General features: G+C 68.3%; 16 protein-coding genes and 2 tRNA genes. 5 read left to right on the top strand and 13 right to left on the bottom strand.

The window, feature by feature from the left end:
- Nucleotides 1–28: 28 nt before the first annotated feature.
- A complete protein-coding gene (locus ACFWJ8_RS17045) occupies nucleotides 29–487 on the bottom strand; it encodes a hypothetical protein (RefSeq protein WP_378813763.1) in 459 nt (152 codons plus the stop codon).
- Between the two features lie 195 nt (nucleotides 488–682).
- Between ACFWJ8_RS17045 and ACFWJ8_RS17040 the strand changes: the two genes are divergently transcribed.
- Nucleotides 683–1,543, top strand: coding sequence for an AfsA-related hotdog domain-containing protein (locus ACFWJ8_RS17040; RefSeq protein ID WP_378813761.1), 861 nt, complete (start codon nucleotides 683–685; stop codon nucleotides 1,541–1,543).
- Here ACFWJ8_RS17040 and ACFWJ8_RS17035 read toward each other — a convergent pair.
- Nucleotides 1,521–2,150, bottom strand: a complete 630-nt coding sequence (locus ACFWJ8_RS17035; RefSeq protein ID WP_378813759.1) for a ScbR family autoregulator-binding transcription factor — start codon at nucleotides 2,148–2,150, stop codon at nucleotides 1,521–1,523. The genes ACFWJ8_RS17040 and ACFWJ8_RS17035 overlap by 23 nt on opposite strands.
- 56 nt (nucleotides 2,151–2,206) lie before the next feature.
- Here ACFWJ8_RS17035 and ACFWJ8_RS17030 point away from each other — a divergent pair, with 56 nt between their 5' ends.
- Entirely contained in the window at nucleotides 2,207–3,106 is a 900-nt protein-coding gene (locus tag ACFWJ8_RS17030) for an NAD-dependent epimerase/dehydratase family protein (RefSeq protein WP_378813757.1), read from the top strand.
- A 523-nt stretch (nucleotides 3,107–3,629) separates the two neighbouring features.
- Here the strand turns inward: ACFWJ8_RS17030 and ACFWJ8_RS17025 are convergent.
- From ACFWJ8_RS17025 to serS, 6 genes are all read right to left on the bottom strand, one after another.
- Nucleotides 3,630–3,721: transfer RNA gene (locus tag ACFWJ8_RS17025), tRNA-Ser, on the bottom strand.
- Between the two features lie 74 nt (nucleotides 3,722–3,795).
- Nucleotides 3,796–5,103, bottom strand: a complete 1,308-nt coding sequence (locus ACFWJ8_RS17020; protein ID WP_378813755.1) for an LCP family protein — start codon at nucleotides 5,101–5,103, stop codon at nucleotides 3,796–3,798.
- Complete coding sequence (locus ACFWJ8_RS17015; RefSeq protein WP_378813754.1) at nucleotides 5,103–6,377, bottom strand: LCP family protein; 1,275 nt, start codon at nucleotides 6,375–6,377, stop codon at nucleotides 5,103–5,105. Before ACFWJ8_RS17015 ends, ACFWJ8_RS17020 begins: the two co-directional genes overlap by 1 nt.
- A gap of 54 nt (nucleotides 6,378–6,431) precedes the next feature.
- Nucleotides 6,432–6,516: transfer RNA gene (locus ACFWJ8_RS17010), tRNA-Ser, on the bottom strand.
- Nucleotides 6,517–6,689: 173 nt separating this feature from the next.
- A complete protein-coding gene (locus ACFWJ8_RS17005) occupies nucleotides 6,690–7,598 on the bottom strand; it encodes an HAD family hydrolase (protein WP_378813752.1) in 909 nt (302 codons plus the stop codon).
- Complete coding sequence (gene serS / locus ACFWJ8_RS17000) at nucleotides 7,595–8,863, bottom strand: serine--tRNA ligase (RefSeq protein WP_378813750.1); 1,269 nt, start codon at nucleotides 8,861–8,863, stop codon at nucleotides 7,595–7,597. The genes ACFWJ8_RS17005 and serS overlap by 4 nt, the downstream gene beginning before the upstream one ends.
- A 79-nt stretch (nucleotides 8,864–8,942) precedes the next feature.
- Between serS and ACFWJ8_RS16995 the strand changes: the two genes are divergently transcribed.
- A complete protein-coding gene (locus ACFWJ8_RS16995) occupies nucleotides 8,943–9,941 on the top strand; it encodes a diacylglycerol/lipid kinase family protein (protein WP_378813749.1) in 999 nt (332 codons plus the stop codon).
- A 106-nt stretch (nucleotides 9,942–10,047) separates the two neighbouring features.
- On the opposite strand, the gene ACFWJ8_RS16990 is transcribed toward ACFWJ8_RS16995, so the two are convergent.
- The 5 genes from ACFWJ8_RS16990 to ACFWJ8_RS16970 all read right to left on the bottom strand — a co-directional run bounded on the left by ACFWJ8_RS16990 (nucleotide 10,048) and on the right by ACFWJ8_RS16970 (nucleotide 16,540).
- Nucleotides 10,048–11,022, bottom strand: coding sequence for a carbohydrate ABC transporter permease (locus tag ACFWJ8_RS16990; RefSeq protein WP_378813747.1), 975 nt, complete (start codon nucleotides 11,020–11,022; stop codon nucleotides 10,048–10,050).
- Between the two features lie 8 nt (nucleotides 11,023–11,030).
- A complete protein-coding gene (locus tag ACFWJ8_RS16985; protein WP_378813745.1) occupies nucleotides 11,031–11,999 on the bottom strand; it encodes a carbohydrate ABC transporter permease in 969 nt (322 codons plus the stop codon).
- Nucleotides 12,000–12,093: 94 nt separating this feature from the next.
- Nucleotides 12,094–13,464, bottom strand: a complete 1,371-nt coding sequence (locus ACFWJ8_RS16980; protein ID WP_378813743.1) for an ABC transporter substrate-binding protein — start codon at nucleotides 13,462–13,464, stop codon at nucleotides 12,094–12,096.
- A 29-nt stretch (nucleotides 13,465–13,493) separates the two neighbouring features.
- The gene (locus ACFWJ8_RS16975; RefSeq protein WP_378813869.1) at nucleotides 13,494–15,230 is read right to left on the bottom strand and encodes a glycoside hydrolase family 13 protein; all 1,737 of its coding nucleotides are present in this window, start codon (nucleotides 15,228–15,230) and stop codon (nucleotides 13,494–13,496) included.
- 302 nt (nucleotides 15,231–15,532) lie between these two features.
- Nucleotides 15,533–16,540: a LacI family DNA-binding transcriptional regulator gene (locus tag ACFWJ8_RS16970; RefSeq protein ID WP_378813741.1), complete on the bottom strand. Its 1,008-nt coding sequence runs from the start codon at nucleotides 16,538–16,540 to the stop codon at nucleotides 15,533–15,535.
- Between the two features lie 96 nt (nucleotides 16,541–16,636).
- Between ACFWJ8_RS16970 and ACFWJ8_RS16965 the strand changes: the two genes are divergently transcribed.
- Nucleotides 16,637–17,278: an NADPH-dependent F420 reductase gene (locus ACFWJ8_RS16965; protein ID WP_378813739.1), complete on the top strand. Its 642-nt coding sequence runs from the start codon at nucleotides 16,637–16,639 to the stop codon at nucleotides 17,276–17,278.
- 144 nt (nucleotides 17,279–17,422) lie between these two features.
- Nucleotides 17,423–18,484: an LLM class flavin-dependent oxidoreductase gene (locus ACFWJ8_RS16960; protein ID WP_378813737.1), complete on the top strand. Its 1,062-nt coding sequence runs from the start codon at nucleotides 17,423–17,425 to the stop codon at nucleotides 18,482–18,484.
- Nucleotides 18,485–18,492: the final 8 nt, after the last annotated feature.

Here is an 18,492-nt window from a genome sequence, read left to right as displayed (position 1 = left end):
GCGGATCATTGCGTGATCAGGTGGGCCCTTACGCAATCACATACGGATAGCCAGGCGCCCAGGCCCCGTCATGGAAGAAGCGGCCGTAGACAGGTGAACCGCCCTGCCAGTAAACGTTGGGGCTGCCGACCACTTCACCCAGCGCCCACCCGCACGCCGCGGAGTAGCCGAACACCTTGCTGTACGTCGTAGACGCGCCGTTCAGAATCCGGTTGCCCCAGACCTCGCCCTGCTTCTCGCAGACCGTCTTGTTCTCCGCGCTGTGCTGAATCTTCACGCTCGAGAGATAGGTCGAGTTGGTTGAGAACGTCGCGAAGATCCACGTGAACTGACCGCTGTGTGATGTGGCTTGGGCACCGAGAGTCGCCGCCGATGCAGGCGCCGCCGTACCCGCAACGACCGCAACGGCGAACAACGCGGCAATGATCGCCCTGGCTACACGACTCTTTCCCCGAGCCATCTCGCTTGCAGTTCCTGCTCTTGTCACTTGAACTCCTTAGTTCTCCGGGTGGCGGTGGCGGTTCCCCGCAACACCGTTGGGTAGACGGAACATAGCACGCGCTATGTTTTGCAAACAACGGTGATCTGACTTATTCACAGCACTCCGAATCGGCGGGCCGATCGCAGTGCGTCCCGCTTACCATGACGGCATAGCAAACGGTCTTTTTCTGGGGAGAGCGACATGAGTCTTACAACGAGCGGGTACACGACGATGGGCCACTGGACTCCAGTGCCCCCCGGTGCAACGCACAAGCTGAACGCGAGGGAGGCCTTGCTCAGGGAGTACCGGTATTCCTTTGGAGGCGCGGACTTCGTCGCCGAAGTCCCAGAGGCCCACGTCGAGTACGACGGGTCCCCACATGGGGGCAGGCTGATTCACGCCGAGCTTCTCCGCCAAGCCACCACCGCTTACGCGCATGTCGCACACCAGGTGCCTCTCGGATGGGCATTCATCATGCGTGGAATGAGCATTGAGCAACGAGACTTGTTCCGCCCCGGCCTCATCGAGGTTGCCGTCACGGCACAGGACGTCCTCGCGCCGCGAGGTGTGCTCCGATCGCTGCGCTCAGAAGTTGCGTTCCGGCAACAGGGCGTCGTCGTCGGTCGCGGCTGGGGAGAGCTGCAGGTGGTCAGCCCCGCGATCTACGAACGAATCAGAGGACATGTCCGGCCGCGAGTCGAAGCCAGCACCCTGGGCGCTTGGCCCGTGAGGATTGAGCCGACCGGCAAGCGAACATGGACGTTGGAATTCAACCCGCAGAATCGCTTCTTCTTCGACCACGAAGTTGACCACGTGCCGGGAATGGTGATGTTCGCCGGCCTCAGCTACGTCATCGACGACATCGCCCACCAGCCAGCCGCAATCAGCTTCCAGGGCCAATTCAGCCGCTATGTCGAACTCGACGAACCCATGTGCATCGAGCTCGTGGACGATGAGGTGACACTCTCCGACGGCCGACGACTTCTCCTCGCCCTGTCCGGGGCGAACCGCGCGATCGTCTGCGAGGCGCAGGTGCTGGTCAGTACACGTGGTCCGGAATGAGCTGGTCGAAGACTGGGTGGGACACGTCGTCGGTGAGAGCCACGAAGAGGACACGCCACATTCGGTTAAGCCGGTCCCGCAACCGGTCTGGCCCCCCGAGGATCGCCGACAGGAATTGGGTTCCACTGAAAGCCCCGATAACCAGCTCTGCGGCGGTGTCCAGGTCAAGCCCTTCTCTCAACTCACCCCGCATACGCGCTCGCTCCAAAAGCACGCGTGCTGCTGCAAGCCAATCGCGGTACGGCAGGACTGCGGCCGCAGACAACTCGTCAGCGTTCTCGGTGCTAAGACGAAGGCCGGCGCGCACCGTGGCATCGTTGACCACCTGCTCCGCGAGCGCGTCGGAGAGCCTGACGATCGAGATCAGTCCCGACTCGTTCGAACTCATGACTGCTTGTGTCGTAGCGATCGAGGTCGCGTGCTGCTGCCGAATAATCTCTTCGGCGACGTCGTTCTTCGAGTCGAAATGGAAGTAGAACGCGCCCTGGGTAACGCTGGCACGGTTCACGATGTCGCGCAGGCCCGTCGCACGATACCCATCACGCGCGAAAAGGTCGGCAGCCGCCTCGATGATGGCTTGACGAGTCTCAGCCGCACGCTGCTGCACGAGCCCCCCTTCCGCTTCTCGAAGCTTACCCACGAACAACATTCCGGGAGTCGCTGGTGACGGAATCGCTTGCCATCACGGGGGCAACGGGCTTCATCGGGAGCGCGGTCGCTCGGGCCGCCTCCAGTGAGCCAGTCAGGCTTCTCGTAAGAGAAGGTCAGTCGAACTTCGATGCGCGACTCATCGTGGGCGACCTGCGAGACAGGATCACGCTGCGCGAACTGGTCGAAGGCGTTCACACTGTCGTCCATTGTGCGAGTTACGTCGGTCATGACCAGGAGCTCGCCAATGAGGTGAACGACGTCGGCACCAGAAGTCTTGTGGCCGCATCGCTTGCTGCAGGCGTTCAACGCATCATCTACGTGAGCACGACCGGCGTGTACGGGACGGGCCCGTTTAGCGATGCCGACGAGACAACGCCTCGCGATCCGGTCTCGGTGACGAGCCGCTCACGGGCTCGTGCCGAGGACCGGATCCTCGACGCGGGCGGCCTGGTCATTCGTCCGCATCTGGTAGTCGGCGTGGGAGATCGTCGCGTTCTGCCGCTCTTGCCAAGCCTGGTCCAGGCAGCGCAAGGTGTACCCGCTCCCGCAGCGCGGGCCTCAGTGATCGATGTCGACGAACTCGCCAGGCAAGTGTGGTCGCTCGCAGCATCGCCGCACACGTCCAGAGCGTTCAACGCTCAACATGGTGCGGCCATTTCGTTGCGCGATCTGTACGACGAAATGGTCCTGCATGGCTTGATTGCCTCCGCTCCTGACATCTCTGCGGACGCAGCACTCACCCGACTGCGAGAAATGGGCATCGGGGAGCATCAAGCTCAGATGCTCAGCAACGACGCAACGTTCACCTCTTCGCTGCCGGCGGCATCGAAGAGCCCTTCAGTTCCACTCAGCGCGGCGAGCTTGGGGTGGTACGAGAGCACTATCCTCACAGAGCGGCGGGTGAAGCTCTGATCTACGGGCTGCCTCTGCACCATGCAATACAGCGCTAGCTCGAGCTGGCATCCACGAGGAGGAGGCACTGCAAGCAGCAGCAGAAGCCCGAGCGAGTGGGCCGGCAGCACAGCGCAACGCGGGTGAGTCGTACCACTGGACCTTGCGCGCGAAGGCCGACGCAATACGCCGAGCCAGACTGAGTGAGGAAGCCGTCGCCGAGGAGGGCGTAGAGGCACACGTACGCCGCCAGACTCGTTCGTAGAGCCGCGCAAAGTTGACCGCTAACAAGCTCGGGGCGGTCCTCCCCGGGTCGATCGCCCGATTAGCCCGAAGGCACAGATGCACGCGGGCGGCCCGGCAAATGCTCCACGGGAGGAGGGAGACTATCCCTCGGTCACTGGCCCAGCACACCCGCGAAAACACACGGCGTACTCGGGACTGAACACTGACTCATCCCGCGCTCTGCGTAAAGAAAAGTACGCAGATCTTACGCAGGACAGGGTTCCGAAGCGATCGAATTGGCTCTGATCAGGGATTTTCTTGGCGGAGACGGAGGGATTTGAACCCTCGGTCCCCTTGCGAGGACTCCACCTTAGCAGGGTGGTGCACTAGGCCTGACTATGCGACGTCTCCAGGCATCCTGTGCTCGTGAGCAACCGGATGCGCCCAGCAATCATAACCGGTCCGCGACGATCCGCCGAACCACGTCACTTCTGCGGCAGCGTGCAGGTCGTGTCGGCGGCGGTCTGGCCGGTGATGTCGGAGGGCAGGGCGACGCGATCCTCGACGGGCGGGGCCACGGGGGTGTCGGTGCCGGCGGCGGGCGTCGCGCCCGTGTCGGTGGCGCCGGGTGCCGGCGTCGCAGACGGGGTGGCCTCACCGGTCACCTCGACCGCGTAGCCGCCGCTCGCGTCGCCGGTGAGCGTCAGCGGCTGGTTGGCCCTGATCGCGTCGAAGAGCGCCTTGGCGTCGTCCTTGAGCGGCTGCACGCGCAGCCCGTCGCTGGAGTACACCGTCGGGTACTGGACGAACACGATGTCCTCGTACGGCACGTTCTTGACGGCCATCGCGATCTGCACCATGAGGGTGGGGTTGGTGAGTCCCGAGCTCAGCACGAGCTGCTTCTGCTGCACCTGGCTGATCGCCGTCGTCGCGAGGTTGAGCAGCGTCGCGGGATTCGCGAGCACCGAGTCGGACTGGAGCTTGCGCACCATCGAACCCATGAACTGCTGCTGGTTGGAGATGCGGCCGAGGTCGGAGCCGTCGCCGATGCCGTGGCGGATGCGCAGGAACTGCAGCGCCTCGACGCCCTTGAGCGTATGCGTGCCGGCGGTCAGGTTGAGGCCCGTGTGCACGTCGCTGATGTCGCCCGCCACGCACACGTCGACACCGCCGATCGCGTCCGACATGTTGATCACACCGGTCCACCGGATCGCAGCTGCGAAGTCGATGTTGAAGTCGTCGCCGATCAGGGCCTCGACCGTGTCGACCGTGCAGCCGAGACCGCCGTACCAGTACGACGCGTTGATCATCTGCGACGACATCGCCGAGATGTTGCCGCTGCCGTCGGACTTCTTGCACGACGGGATCGGCACGAGCATGTCGCGCGGGAACGACACGACGGTCACGCGGCGCGGCTCGTCCGAGATGTGCACGAGCATCGTCACGTCGTTGCGCTCACCGGGCGAGTCGTCGTTCGCGCAGCGCGGGAAGATCGAGACGTCCTGCCCTTCGCACGAGTCCGTCCCGACGAGCAGGAGGTTGACGCCGCCTTCGATCGCCCCGAGCGAGGGCGGCAGCGGCTTCTCGTCGTCGAGGACGACGCTGTTGTCGGCGATCGCCTGCGTCGCATCCCACAGGTTGAAGGCGGTGATGCCGGTGAGGCTCGCGCCCGCGATGCCCAGCACGACCGCGAACATCGCGACGATCGAGACGAGTGGATGCCGCGACGGCAGCGTGCCGTGGCGCGCGATGGTGACCCGACCCTCTGCCGAGGGCCGCTTCGCCGGCGCCATCAGCCGTTGGCCTTCACGTTTCCGGCGGAGCAGGTCTGCTGGGCGGCATCCTGACCCGGGATGTTGTCGGGGAGCGTCACAGGGGTCTCCGTCGGCGCGGTGGCAGGATCCGTGGCCTCGGTCGTGGGGGCCGTCTCGACGGGTGTCGACTCCGTGGGCGTGGGGTCGGCGATGACGCCCTGGGATTGGCGTGTCACCGTGATCTGCTCGTTCGCGGCGAGCGCGGCCCACAGCTGCTCGGCGCTCTCGTAGTCCGGCACGACGCGGTCCGAGTCAGCCGGATCCTCGAGCACGGGGTACTGCACGAAGACGATGTCCTCGAACGGCACGTCCTTGACCGCCATCGCGATCTGCACGAGCGTCATCGGGTTGGTCAGCGACTTGCTCGGGGTGATGTTGTCGACCGCTGTGGTGGCGAGCTTGTACAGCGTCGCCGGGTTCGAGAGCACCTCGTCGCTCACGAGCTTGCGCGCGAGGCTCGACATGTACTGCTGCTGGTTCGAGATGCGCGAGAGATCACTGCCGCCGGTGAGACCGTGGCGCGTGCGCAGGAACTGCAGGGCTTCGACGCCCTGGATGGTGCGCTCACCGGCCGGCCAGTCGATGCCGGTGTAGACGTCCTTGATGCCGCCGTTGCCGATGCACACGTCGACACCGCCGATCGCGTTCGTGATGTTGATGACGTTGCCGAAGCTCACCTTCGCCGCGAACGGGATGTTCTGGCCGCTGAGGTCGCTGATCGTCTTCGCGACGCATGACAGGCCCCCAAAGCCCCACGCCTCGTTGATCTGCGTCTTGCTCGTCGCGGAGGTCGTCGAACCGTCCTCGCGTGTGCAGGACGGGATCGGCACCATGAGGTCACGCGGGAACGAGACGACCGTCACGCGGCGCGGATTGTCGGAGATGTGCACCAGCATGTTGACGTCGTTGAGCTGGCCTTCGGCGTCAGCGCCGGTGCACCGGTCGCCGAAGATGGCGGCGAACTCGGGCTCGCACTCGTCCGTGCCGACCAGCAGGAGGTCGACACCGCCCTCGACGGCTCCGATGTCGGGCGGGACGCTCTCCTGCCCTTCGAGTTCGACGGCGCCTTCGGCGAAACTGGCGACCACGTCGGTCGCGGCATACGCGGCGACACCGGCGCCCGACACGAGGAGCACGGCGGCGACGATTCCGATGACCTTCAGCAGGAAGCCGACAGGACCCGGAGAGCGCAGTTCACCGTGGCGCGCCACCGTGCGGCGGCCACGACGAGCGTGCTTTGTCGCCTGTGTCACTCGGTTCCTCTCGGGGATGCTGCCTCACGGTTCGCCCCCCGGCACCCATATTCGCGGAGGGTGTGGGATTCGAACCCACGGGACATTGCTGCCCACTGGTTTTCAAGACCAGGTCCATCGGCCGCTCGGACAACCCTCCCGACCGATCCCGCCCTCATGAGGCGACATCCGTCGAACAGGGGTCGAGTCTAGCCGACAGCCCCGCCTGTCATTCTTCCAACGCCGGCTGGCAATCCTCTGGAAAGCGCCCGCCGCGACACTCCAGGCAGGTGCTTCGGCAGGCGCGGGGATCGGAGGCTCAGCGACCGAGGCTCACAGCTGGCGCAGCACCGCCGCGACGCCGCCGGCCTGCACCGACGTGGTGGTCTCGCCCGCGGCATCCCGGACCTCCTGAGGGCCCTGCGCCATCGCGACGGCGCGACCGCCGTGGTCGAGCGCCCAGCGGAACATGCCGACGTCGTTACGTCCGTCACCCATCACCAGCACGTGGGCGGGGTCTATGCCGAGCGCGGTACGCACGCGCTCGAGGCCCGTGCTCTTGTCGACCCCGAGCGGAGCGATGTCGAGCCAAGCGGTCCAGCCGACGGCGTACGAGACGTGGTTGAGGCCGATGTGCGACACGAGTTCGACGAAGTCCTGCTCACCCTGATCGGGCGAGACGACCACGACGCGGCAGACCGGCTGCGCGCCGAGCTCCTCGAACGTCACGCGGCGGGCCCGGGTGAGGTTCCAGTCCTCGAGCGGCTCCGTGTACAGGCGCTGCCCGTCGGCGAGCTCGACCATGTAGCGGGCATCGGGCAGGTGGTCGCGCAGCTGATCCAGCACCTCGCGCGGATCGAACGTCTCGACGTGCCACCGCTCGTACAGCAGCTCGTCGCCCTCGAGGCGCTTGAGCACGACGGCGCCGTTCGAGCACACCGCGAACTCCGGGGCGATGCCGAGGACTCGGAGGATGCCGCGGGTGCCCTCCCAGCTGCGACCGGTGGCCACCATCACCTCGTGACCGGCGCGATGCGCGTGCTCGACGGCATCCACGACTCCCGGGCTGAGCGACTCGTCCTCGAGGATGACGGTGCCGTCGATGTCGAGCGCGATGAGCAGTCGCGACGTCTCGACCCGGGGGTCCTCGGTGTCGCGCGCGACCTGCTCGACGAGTTTTGCGGCCTTCTTCGGCCGGACGACCTTGATCGACCCCGTCGCGGGCAGGTGCGCGTCGCTCACGCGATCGGCTCCAGGACCTCGAGACCTCCGAGGAAGGGCCGCAGCACCTCGGGCACCGTGACGGAGCCGTCTTCGCGCTGGTGGGTCTCCAGCAGCGCGACGATCCAGCGGGTCGTCGCCAGGGTGCCGTTGAGGGTCGCGACCGGGTGCGTCCTGCCGGCGTCCTCGGGCCGATACCGGATGTCGAGGCGACGCGCCTGGTACGTGGTGCAGTTGGAGGTCGACGTGAGCTCGCGGTAGGCGCCCTGGGTGGGCACCCACGCCTCGACGTCGTACTTGCGCGCGGCGCTCGAGCCGAGGTCTCCCGCGGCGACGTCGATCACGCGGTACGACAGGCCCAGGTCCTGCAGCATGCCCTCCTGCAGTGCGACCAGGCGCAGGTGCTCGGCTTCGGCGTCCTCGGGAGTCGTGTAGACGAACATCTCCAGCTTGTTGAACTGGTGCACACGGATGATGCCGCGGGTGTCCTTGCCGTACGACCCTGCCTCGCTGCGGTAGCAGGTCGACCAGCCCGCGTAGCGCTTGGCGCCGCGCGACAGGTCGAGGATCTCGCCCATGTGGTAGCCGGCGAGAGGGACCTCGCTCGTGCCGACGAGGTACAGGTCCTGATCCTCGAGGTGGTACACCTCGGCCGAGTGCTTGCCGAGGAAGCCGGTGCCCTGCATGACCTCGGGACGCACGAGCGTGGGCGGGATGATCGGCGTGAAGCCGGCCTGCAGCGCGCGGTCGAGGGCGAGGTTCATGAGCGCGATCTCGAGGCGCGCGCCCACACCGGTGAGGAAGTAGAAGCGGCTGCCCGACACCTTCGTGCCGCGCTCCATGTCGATCGCGCCGAGCTTCTCGCCGAGCTCCAGGTGATCGCGCGGCTCGAAGTCGAACGCGGGGATCTCGCCATGGGTCCGCAGCGTGATGAAGTCGTCCTCGCCGCCCGCGGGTACCCCGTCGACGACGATGTTCTCGATCAGGCCGAACGCATCGGCGGATGCCGCCTCCGCGACACCCACGGCGTGCTGGGCCTGCTTCACCCGCTCGCTGAGCTCCTTGGCCTCGGCGACCAGGGCCGCCTTCTCCTCCTTGGGAGCCTGCGCGACGCGCTTGCCGTGCGCGTTCTGCGCCGCCCGGAGCTCTTCGAACGCCGTGATGGCCGCCCGGCGTTCGCGGTCCGCGGCGAGCGCGGCGTCGACGGTGTCGGGCGATTCGCCCCGCGCCTCCTGCGAGCGCTTGACCAGCTCGGGATTGTCGCGGAGCAGCACGGGATCGATCACCCTGCAAGCTTAGTCACGCGTGAGGATGCGGCATCCTGAACTCGGCTCACGCACCGCCGCACGGCACTAGGGTGAACCCATGACCGAAGCCGCCGCCGCCACGAGGCAGGCCGCGCTCGTCTACAACCCGATCAAGGTCGACGCGCCGGCGCTGCGCGCCACGGTCACGCGGCTGTCGGCCGCGGCCGGCTGGGCGGAGCCCGCGTTCTACGAGACGACGGTCGAGGACCTCGGCGACGGCGTCGCCCGCGAGGCGCTGGCGGCAGGCGCCGCCACGGTGCTCGTGGCGGGCGGCGACGGCACGGTGCGCGCCGTGTCGGAGGCGATGGACGGCAGCGGGGTTCCGCTCGCGATCGTGCCGAGCGGCACCGGCAACCTGCTGGCCCGCAATCTCAAGCTGCCGCTCACCGATCCGGCCGCGATGGTGCAGGCGGTGTTCGACGGCGACACCCTCGCGATGGACGTCGGCTGGTGCCGCATCACCCGCCCCGACGGCGACGCCGCCGAGCACGCGTTCGTCGTGATGGGCGGGATCGGCCTCGACGCGGCGATGATCGCCAACACCCGTCCGCAGCTGAAGAAGACCGTCGGCTGGGTCGCGTACGTCGACGGCGCGGCGCGGGCGCTGCCGGGCGCCAAGCCCTTCCGCGTCATGTATCAGCTCGCCGGGCGCAAGCTGCACTCGACGAAGGTGCAGAGCGTGCTGTTCGCCAACTGCGGCTCGCTCCCCGCGGGCCTGGAGCTCATCCCCGGCGCGTCCGTCGCCGACGGCGACCTCGACGTCGTCATCTTCCAGCCCAAGGGCCTGTTCGGCTGGCTGTTCGTGTGGCGTCGCGTCGCGTGGGACAACAGCGTGCTGCGCCGGTTCCGCGCCGGCCGCCAGGTGCTGTCGCTGCGGACGAAGGACAACTCGGTCGTCTACACGCGTGGTGCGGGCATCGAGCTGGCGGCGCAGGACTCGCACCCGGTGCAGCTCGACGGCGACGAGTTCGGCGTCGCCACCGCCGTCCGCGTGCACGTCTCCCCCGGCGGCCTGCTGGCGGTCGTTCCGCGCGGGCACGACACCACCGGGCTCTGAAGTCGCGCCGGCGGCGAGTGGATGCCGCGGCCTCCGGCTCCGCGAAGGGGCTCCGCTTCGACAGGCTCAGCGACCGAAGGTGCGGGTCACTGAGCCTGCCGAGGTGTCAGCCCTTGACCGCGCCGCCGAGGCCTGCCGACCGCAGGAACACCGACTGGAACAGCAGGAACATCGCGATCGGGATGAGCGTGGCGATCGCCAGCGCGGCGAGGAACACGTCGAGCTCCGTCTGCGACTGGACCGCGGGCAGGCGCACCGACAGCGGCTGGACGACCGGGTTCGGCAGCACCAGCATCGGCCAGAGGTAGTCCTTCCACGCGGCGATGATCGCGAACACCGAGACGACGCCGAGGATCGGCTTCGACATCGGGAGCACCACCGACCAGAACAGCCGGAACGGGCCGGCGCCATCGGTCTTCGCCGCCTCGAACACCTCGCGCGGCAGGTTGTCGAAGAAGCGCTTGACGAGCAGGATGTTGAACGCGTTCGCGCCCATCGGCAGCCACACCGCGAGGTAGTTGTTGAGCAGGTTGGCGCCGTCGGGCAGGAACGGCGGGTTCACGATCGTCAGATACAGCGGCACCAGCAGGACGATCCCGGGGATGAACAGGGTCGCCAGCACGAGAGCGTTCAGGACCGGCGCGTACTTGGGCCGCAGCACCGAGAGCGCGTAGCCCGCCGTCGTCGCGATGAACAGCTGCGTGAACCAGGCTCCGAGCGCGATGACGATGGTGTTGAAGAAGTACTGGTCGATGTGGATGTCGTTCCACGCCGTCGACAGGTTCGCCCAGTCCATGCCGTTCGGCCACAGCGCGAACGGCTGCTGGATGGTGTCCTGCGTCGGGGTGATCGCCGACTTCGCCAGCCACAGGATCGGCCCGAGGCCGGCGATGAGGAGCGTGACGAAGAGGAAGACGTGCGTGACCGACATGCCGATGCGGTTGCCGGTGCGGCGACGCTCGGACGAGGAGATGATCGTGCGCTCGGCCAGATCGTCGATCGAGTTCGCCTTGCGGCGTCCGAAGACGTTGCGGCGCGAGACGAAGCCGCGCATGCCCTCCCGAATGGGCGAGGTCGTCATGGGGGCGCTCATTGGGTGCTCCAGCGGTTGGTCAGCTTGAAGTAGAGCCACGACAGGATGCCGAGCACGATCGCCAGCAGCACCGATACGGCGGTGGCCTCGCCGTAGTCGCCGCCCAGACTGTTGCGGAACGCCTTGTCGTAGATGTACAGCAGGATCGTCTTGGTCGCCCCCGCCGGACCGCCGCCGGTGAACAGGAACGGCTCGAGGAACACCTGCGCGGTCGCGATGACCTGCAGGATCAGCATGATGAAGAGGATGCCGCGCAGCTGCGGCAGCGTGACGTGCCACACCTTGCGCCAGATGCCGGCGCCGTCGACCTCGGCCGCGTCGTACAGCTCCGGCGGCACCGACAGCAGGGCGGCGAGGTAGATGATGATCGATCCGCCGGCCGCGGCCCACGTCGCCTCGAGCACGAGCGACGGCATCGCCTGCACGGCGCTGGAGATCCACGGCTGCGGCGGGATGCCGAACCAGCTCAGAGCCGTGTTGAACACGCCGTTGGGCGACGAGTCGTAGAAGAACTTCCACAGCAGGACGGCGACGACCGGCGGGATCACGACGGGCAGATAGGCCAGCGCGGAGTACAGTCCCTTGCCGCGCCGCACCTCGCTCATCAGCACGGCCATCAGCAGCGGCAGCGGGAAGCCGAACAGCAGCGCCAGCACCGCGAAGTACATGGTGTTGATGACCGCGCTGCCCAGCTGCGGGTCGGTGAGCACGGTGATGTAGTTGTCGAGCCCGACCCACTCGGACACGATCATGTTCGTCTTCTGCAGGCTCATGATGACCGACTGCACGATCGGCGACCACGAGAAGAACACGAACACGAACAGCATCGGCAGGACGAACAGCAGATTCCACAGCCCCCCGCCGCGGTACCAGGTCAGAGGGGTCCGCCGGATCTTGCGCCGCTCGGGCGCCGGCGGGGGCGGCACGGCAGCGGCTGCCGGTCTTTCGGGAAGGGTCGCGGTCATCATCGGCCTCGGTCGGGTTCGGGAGCGTGCAGAGAACGGGGTGCGAGGAGCGAGACGGATGCCGCGGCCCGGGGCCGCGGCATCCGCTCCGCTCTTACTTGTCGAGGATCGCCTGAGCGTCCGTCTGCGCCTGAGCGAGAAGGGCGTCGATGTCGGCGTTCTCGTCGGTCAGGACGGTCTGCACGACCTCGTCGAGCAGAGCGTAGACCTCCTGCGTCGACTTCTTCGGCTCGCCGACCGGCGTCTGGTCCCAGATGTTGTCGGTGAACGGCTTCATCTGGTCGCGGGGCACGTTGATGTACGGCTCGATCCAGGTGAGGGACTCCTCGTAGAGCTCACGGCTGAGGACCGGGAGCACCGGGGTGCCGACGGCCTGGTCCGAGTCGGCGAGGGCCTTGGCGTCCTGCACCGCGGCATCCTCGTTGAGGAGCTTCTGCATGTAGTACCAGTCGATCCACTTGACGCCGGCGGCCTTGGTCTTGTCGTCGATCGTCGGGCTCATCACCGCGATGTCGCCGCCGCCCAGCGGGCCGCCGTCCTCGCCCTCGACGGGGATGACGGTCATGCCGTACACGTCCGGGTCGAGACCGAAGTCACGGACCAGGGCGGTGTAGATGTCGGATCCGGTCGTGTACATGCCGATGTTGCCGGCCGCGAACTCCTGGTTGATCGTGCCCCAGTCGAGGTCGATCTTGGAGCCGAACGAGTTGTCCTCCCACTTCAGGTCGTGCAGGAACTGCAGCGCGGCCTTCGTGGCGTCGTTGTCGATCGTCGAGGTCGCGGAGCCGTCCTCGTTGTCGGTCTGCGTGCGACCGCCGCGGGCCGCCGTCGCCGTCGTCAGCTGCCAGCCGCCGGTGTTGTTGATGGCCATCTGCGAGTAGCCGGCCTTGCCGGTCGCATCCGCGATCTTCTTGGCGTCCTCGCGCACCTCGTCCCACGTGGTGGGCGGGGCGTCGGGGTCGAGCCCGGCGGCCTCGAACAGCTCGCGGTTGTACGTCAGCGCGTTGGCGTACGCCTGGCGCGGGAAGCCGTAGATGTGACCGTCGTCGCCCGTGACCGCGTCGAGGATGATCGGGTTGAAGCTGTCGGTGTAGCCGAGGTCGTTCATCTCGTCGGTGACGTCCATGAGCTGCTTGTTCTCGAGCAGCGTCTTGGCGTCGGTGAACGGGACGGTGAACACGTCGGGCAGGCTGCCGCCGGCGAGCTGGACGGCGAAGGTCGGCCCTTCCCACTCGTACTCGACACCGATGATGTCGATGTCGGGGTTGAGCTTCTCGAACTGCTTCTCCTGCGTCGCGAACGCTTCGTACGCCGCCGCGTCCGCGCCGGGCGGGAAGGTCGCGACGCGCAGCTCGACCTTTCCGCTGCTGCTGTCGTCGCCGCCGGCCGCAGAGCAGCCGACGAGTGCGCCGACGGTCGCCAGGGTGGCGACACCGGCGAGCAGGACCCGTGCTGGTGACTTCATCGTCTTTCCTTTCTTGTGGTGGTTCCGCGTCAGCCTCTCGGCGCGGACGCCTCCGGGGTGGTGTGGGTGTCGGTGTGGGACGGGGATTCAAGACGCAGCCACACGGCGGCGTCTCCGGGCAGTTCGCCCGCCTCGAGCGGTGAGCTCGAGAGGAGGACGGTCGCGCCGGGGGGCAACGCGACCGGGTCTTCGCCGGCGTTGACGACGCACGCGAAGCGGTCGCCACGCCGGAAGGCGAGGAGGTCTGCGCCGTGTCCGGTGCCGGTGCGGCCGCCGAAGCCGGGGCCGTCGTCCCACCACTCGAGCGGGCCGTCACCGAGCTCCGGCAGCTCGCGGCGCAGGCGCAGGGCGGCGCGGTAGAGGTTGAGCGTCGACGTCGGGTCGACCTCCTGCGCGGCGACGGTGAGTCCGCTCCACCCCGCCGGCTGCGGCAGCCAGGGCTCCGCGCCGTCGGGGCTGAACCCGAACGGGGCACGGTCGCCGGCCCACGGCAGCGGCACCCGGCATCCATCGCGTCCCGGATCGGTGCCGCCGGAACGGAAGTGCATCGGGTCCTCGATGAGGTGCAGCGGCAGGTCCTCGACCTCGGGCAGCCCGAGCTCGTCGCCCTGATAGATGTAGAGGCTCCCCGGCAGCGCCGCGACGAGCAGAGCCGCCGCGCGGGCGCGGTGCAGACCGAGCTCGGGGTCGGTCGGAACGCCGAACCGCTTCTTGAGGAACGCGAACGCGGTGTCCTCGCGGCCGTACCGGGTGACCGGGCGCGTCACGTCGTGGTTGCTGAGCACCCACGTGCTCGGCGCGCCGACGGGCGCGTGCGCCTCGAGCGTCGCGGCGATGGACTCGCGGAAGGATGCCGCGCCCCACGGCCGCGCCAGGAAGTCGAAGTTGAAGGCGGTGTGCATCTCGTCGGGGCGCAGGTAGTTGGTGAACCGCACGATGTCGGGCACCCAGATCTCGCCGACCAGGACGCGCGTGCCGGGGTAGGAGTCGGCGATCGCGCGCCAGGAGCGGTACACGTCGTGCAGCTCGTCACGGTCCTCGGTGGGGTGCTGCCCGGGGCCCTGCTTCTCGCCCACCTCGGGCAGGTCCGCGTCTTTGATGAGGAGGGCCGCCGAGTCGATGCGCACGCCCGCGACACCGCGGTCGAACCAGAACCTCAGGATGTCCTCGTGCTCGCGGCGCACGTCGGGGTGGTTCCAGTTGAGATCGGGCTGCTCGGGGGTGAACATGTGGAGGTACCACTCCCCCGGCGTGCCGTCCGGGTTCACCGTGCGCGTCCACGTCTCACCCTGGAAGCTCGACACCCAGTGCGTCGGGATCTCGGACCCGTCCTCGCCCTTGCCGGGGTGGAACCAGAACCGCTCGCGCTCGGGGCTGCCGGGGCCGGCGGCGAGCGCCGCCTGGAACCACGGGTGCTGCTCCGAGATGTGGTTCGGCACGACGTCGATGATGGTGCGGATGCCGAGGGCCAGGGCCTCTTCGATCAGCAGCTCGGCCTCGGCCAGCGTCCCGAAGCGCGGGTCGATGTCACGGTAGTCCTGCACGTCGTAGCCGCCGTCGGCCAGCGGGCTCGGGTACCAGGGGTTGAACCAGATGGCGTCCACGCCGAGGTCCTTGAGGTAGCCGAGGTGGGCCCGCACCCCCGCGAGGTCGCCGGTGCCGTCGCCGTTCCCGTCCGCGAAGCTGCGCACGTAGACCTGGTAGATGACCGCGGAGCGCCACCACAGCGCGTCGTCGCCGGCGGGCACGGCAGGTGCACCGTGCATCAGGACCTCGGTGTCCACGGATCTCCTCGTCGTTGATGGAAAGACTAGATGGAGAGAATGTACGACGCCGGATCGGTTAACGCAACTCTTTGACAAAGTTACGCAAGATCACGATTGTGCAACGTGCGCGGCATCCCGTCGCAATGTCGTCCCACGCGGCAGGCTCGGAGATCTCGCGTGACTCGGACGCCTCGGCAGCACACGTCCGAATGACGCGTGATCTCCGCGATCGTCGGGGTGCGGGCGCAGGCGCAGCGGGCCGCCCGCGGGGGCCCACGCGCAATGCGGCGGAGGGGGCGCGGTCAGCGGGCGGCGGGGCCTGTGGAGGCGCGCAGCACGAGCTCGGGCTCGAAGAGCAGCTCGTCGCCCGCCTCGGTCGTGCCGGCGATCTGCGACAGCAGCAGGTCGATCACGGTGCGGCCCATCGACTCGATGGGCTGGCGCACCGTGGTCAGCGGAGGCTCGGTGCAGCTCATCAGGAACGAGTCGTCGTACCCGACGACGCTGACGTCGTCCGGCACGCCGAGGCCCGATCGGCGTGCGGCCCGCACAGCTCCCAGCGCCAGCGGGTCGCTCGCGCACACGACGGCCGTGGCGCCCGCCGCGAAGAGGCGGGATGCCCCGGCCTGACCGGATTCGAGGGAGTAGAGCCCGCGCACCACGAGGCTCTCATCGAGCGGCGATCCCAGGCGTTCCAGCAGCCGCCGGGCCGCCGCGAGCTTGCGCTGCGAGGGGATGTGGTCGAGCGGCCCCATGAGCATGCCGATGCGGCGGTGCCCGAGCTGGTGCAGGTGCTGGATCGCCTGCTCGGCGGCGGCGGCGTCGTCGGTGGACACGGTCGCAAAGTCGAGCGCGTCGATGCGGGCGTTCACCAGCACGGTGGGCAGGTTCACCTGGCGGATGCGCTCGTAGTGCTCGTGGGCGGCGTCCGCCTGGCTGTAGTTGCCGCCGAGGAAGATCACGCCCGACACCTGCTGCTGCAGCAGCAGATCGACGTAGTCGGACTCGGTGATGCCGCCGGCGTTCTGCGTGCACAGCAGCGGCGTGTACCCGTTCTGGGTGAGACCGCCGCCGATGATCTCGGCGAGCGCGGGGAAGATCGGGTTCTGCAGCTCGGGGAGCACCAGGCCGACGAGCCGTGCACGCTCGCCGCGCAGCTTGGTGGGCCGCTCGTAGCCGAGCACGTCGAGGGCGGTGAGCACGGCCTGGCGCGTGGCGTCCGACACCCCGGGCTTGTCGTTGAGCACGCGGCTGACGGTGGCTTCGCTGACTCCGACCTTGCGCGCCACTTCGGCGAGACGCTTCGACATGCGCTCAGTGTACGCAAGAACTTGCAGAATCGCGCAAGTCGATGAAAGTGAGGGATGCCGGAATACCCGCGCCGCACGCAGCGGTTGCGCACCGTCATGACGACAATCGGAATCATCGGTGCAGGACACATCGGCAGCGCCCTCGCGCAGGCCTTCTCGGGACTCGGCTACGACGTCGTGATCTCCAACTCGCGAGGACCCGAGACGCTCGCGGGCGTGGTCGCCGGGCTCGGCCCGAAAGTCACCGCAGCCACCGCCGCCGATGCCGCCGCGGCCGCCGACATCGCCGTCGTGACGGTGCCGCTGAAGGCGCTGGAGTCCGTGCCCGTCGCCCCGCTCTCGGGCAAGGTCGTGCTCGACACCAACAACTACTACTTCGAGCGCGACGGCCACATCGAGGCCCTCGACCGCGGCGAGACGACGACGTCGCAGCTCGTGCAGGACCACCTGCCGACGTCGAAGGTCGTGAAGGCGTTCAACCAGATCCTCGCCTCCGACATCAACACGACGGGTCTCCCCGCCGGCACCGCCGACCGGAGGGCGCTCGGCACCGCGAGCGACCACGACGACGCCGTCGAGGTCGTCACCGGCATCTACGACGCCCTCGGCTACGACACCGTCAGCGCGGGACCGCTCAGCGAGTCGTGGCGCCTGGAGCGCGACCGCCCGGCGTACGTCGTCCGTCAGAACGCCGACGAGCTGCGCGCGAACCTCGCGATCGCCAATCGCCTGCCCTGATCCGCGAGCCCTTCGGCCCCGTGTCCCACGATCACCCGCTTGAGCGGCCCCGGAGCGGCGGACCGCGGGACACGGATGCGAAAGAGCGGGACACGGCGGCGTGATCCGGAATACCGGGCGGGCGGTGGCGGGTTGTCGCTGAGGATGAGCATCGAGTCCCCCTCCCCCGCCCTGTCCGTCCTCGACCTGGTGCCGGTGCGCACCGGCCAGACGAGCGCGCAGGCGGTGGCGGCATCCCTCGGCGTGGTCGCCGCCGCGGACCGCCTCGGCTTCCGCCGGTACTGGTTCGCAGAGCACCACAACATGCCGGCGGTCGCGTCGACGACGCCGCCGGTGCTGGCGGCGGCCGCGGCGGCGCGCACCGAGCGCATCCGCCTGGGTTCGGGAGGCGTCATGCTCCCGAACCACTCGCCGCTCGTGGTGGCCGAGCAGTTCGCCGCGCTCGAGGCGCTGGCGCCGGGTCGCATCGACCTCGGCATCGGCCGGGCGCCCGGCTCGGACCCGGTCATCACCCAGCTGCTCCGCCAGAGCGGCACGACGAGCGACGTCGAGCGGTTCCCCGACCACGTGCGCGACATCCTGTCGCTGGTCGCACCGGACGGCGCAGCCCTCCGGTTCACGTCGGGCGGCACGTACGACGTGCACGCGACGCCGGCGGCGACCACGACGCCCGAGGTGTGGCTGCTCGGATCGAGCGACTACTCCGCGCAGCTCGCCGCCGCGCTGGGTCTGCCGTATGTGTTCGCGAACCACTTCTCGGGCAACGGGCTCGAGCGGGCGCTGGAGCTGTACCGCACGGCGTTCGTGCCGTCCGAGACCCTCGCCGCGCCGCGCACGTTCCTCACCGCCAACGTGCTCGTCGCCCCGACGCAGGCCGAGGCCGACGAGCGCGCCCTGCCCAACCTGCGCATGACGGCGCGGCTGCGCACGAACCGCCCGCTCATCGCCCTCGAGACGGTGGAGCAGGCGGTGGCCGGCGCCGCCGACTTCGACGCGCTCGGCGAGTCGTTCATGACCTCGGCCCGCGCGAACTGGTTCGTCGGGACGCCGGAGGCCGTGGCATCCGAGCTCCGCGCCTTCGCGGGCACGCACGGGGTAGACGAGATCATGATCTCGCCGATCGCCGGTTCGTACGAGAACGAGCCGATGGATGCCGCGCCCGGCCGCGTGCAGACGCTCGAGCTGCTGGCGGCCGAGCTCGGCTGACCGTCGGC

It is taken from the genome of Microbacterium sp. NPDC058389 (assembly GCF_042722305.1).
Taxonomy (GTDB): domain Bacteria; phylum Actinomycetota; class Actinomycetes; order Actinomycetales; family Microbacteriaceae; genus Microbacterium.
The sequence above is the reverse complement of the archived record's forward strand: the minus strand, read 5'-3'. Positions and strand labels throughout refer to the sequence as shown.

Bases quoted from the DNA above. Each gene is read 5' to 3' on its own strand.
- ACFWJ8_RS16980 (WP_378813743.1), bottom strand. From the start codon at position 13,464: ATGAAGTCACCAGCACGGGTCCTGCTCGCCGGTGTCGCCACCCTGGCG.
- ACFWJ8_RS16995 (WP_378813749.1), top strand. From the start codon at position 8,943: ATGACCGAAGCCGCCGCCGCCACGAGGCAGGCCGCGCTCGTCTACAAC.
- ACFWJ8_RS16965 (WP_378813739.1), top strand. From the start codon at position 16,637: ATGACGACAATCGGAATCATCGGTGCAGGACACATCGGCAGCGCCCTC.
- ACFWJ8_RS16990 (WP_378813747.1), bottom strand. From the start codon at position 11,022: ATGACGACCTCGCCCATTCGGGAGGGCATGCGCGGCTTCGTCTCGCGC.
- ACFWJ8_RS16985 (WP_378813745.1), bottom strand. From the start codon at position 11,999: ATGACCGCGACCCTTCCCGAAAGACCGGCAGCCGCTGCCGTGCCGCCC.
- ACFWJ8_RS17040 (WP_378813761.1), top strand. From the start codon at position 683: ATGAGTCTTACAACGAGCGGGTACACGACGATGGGCCACTGGACTCCA.
- ACFWJ8_RS16970 (WP_378813741.1), bottom strand. From the start codon at position 16,540: ATGTCGAAGCGTCTCGCCGAAGTGGCGCGCAAGGTCGGAGTCAGCGAA.
- ACFWJ8_RS16960 (WP_378813737.1), top strand. From the start codon at position 17,423: ATGAGCATCGAGTCCCCCTCCCCCGCCCTGTCCGTCCTCGACCTGGTG.
- ACFWJ8_RS16975 (WP_378813869.1), bottom strand. From the start codon at position 15,230: ATGCACGGTGCACCTGCCGTGCCCGCCGGCGACGACGCGCTGTGGTGG.
- ACFWJ8_RS17020 (WP_378813755.1), bottom strand. From the start codon at position 5,103: ATGGCGCCGGCGAAGCGGCCCTCGGCAGAGGGTCGGGTCACCATCGCG.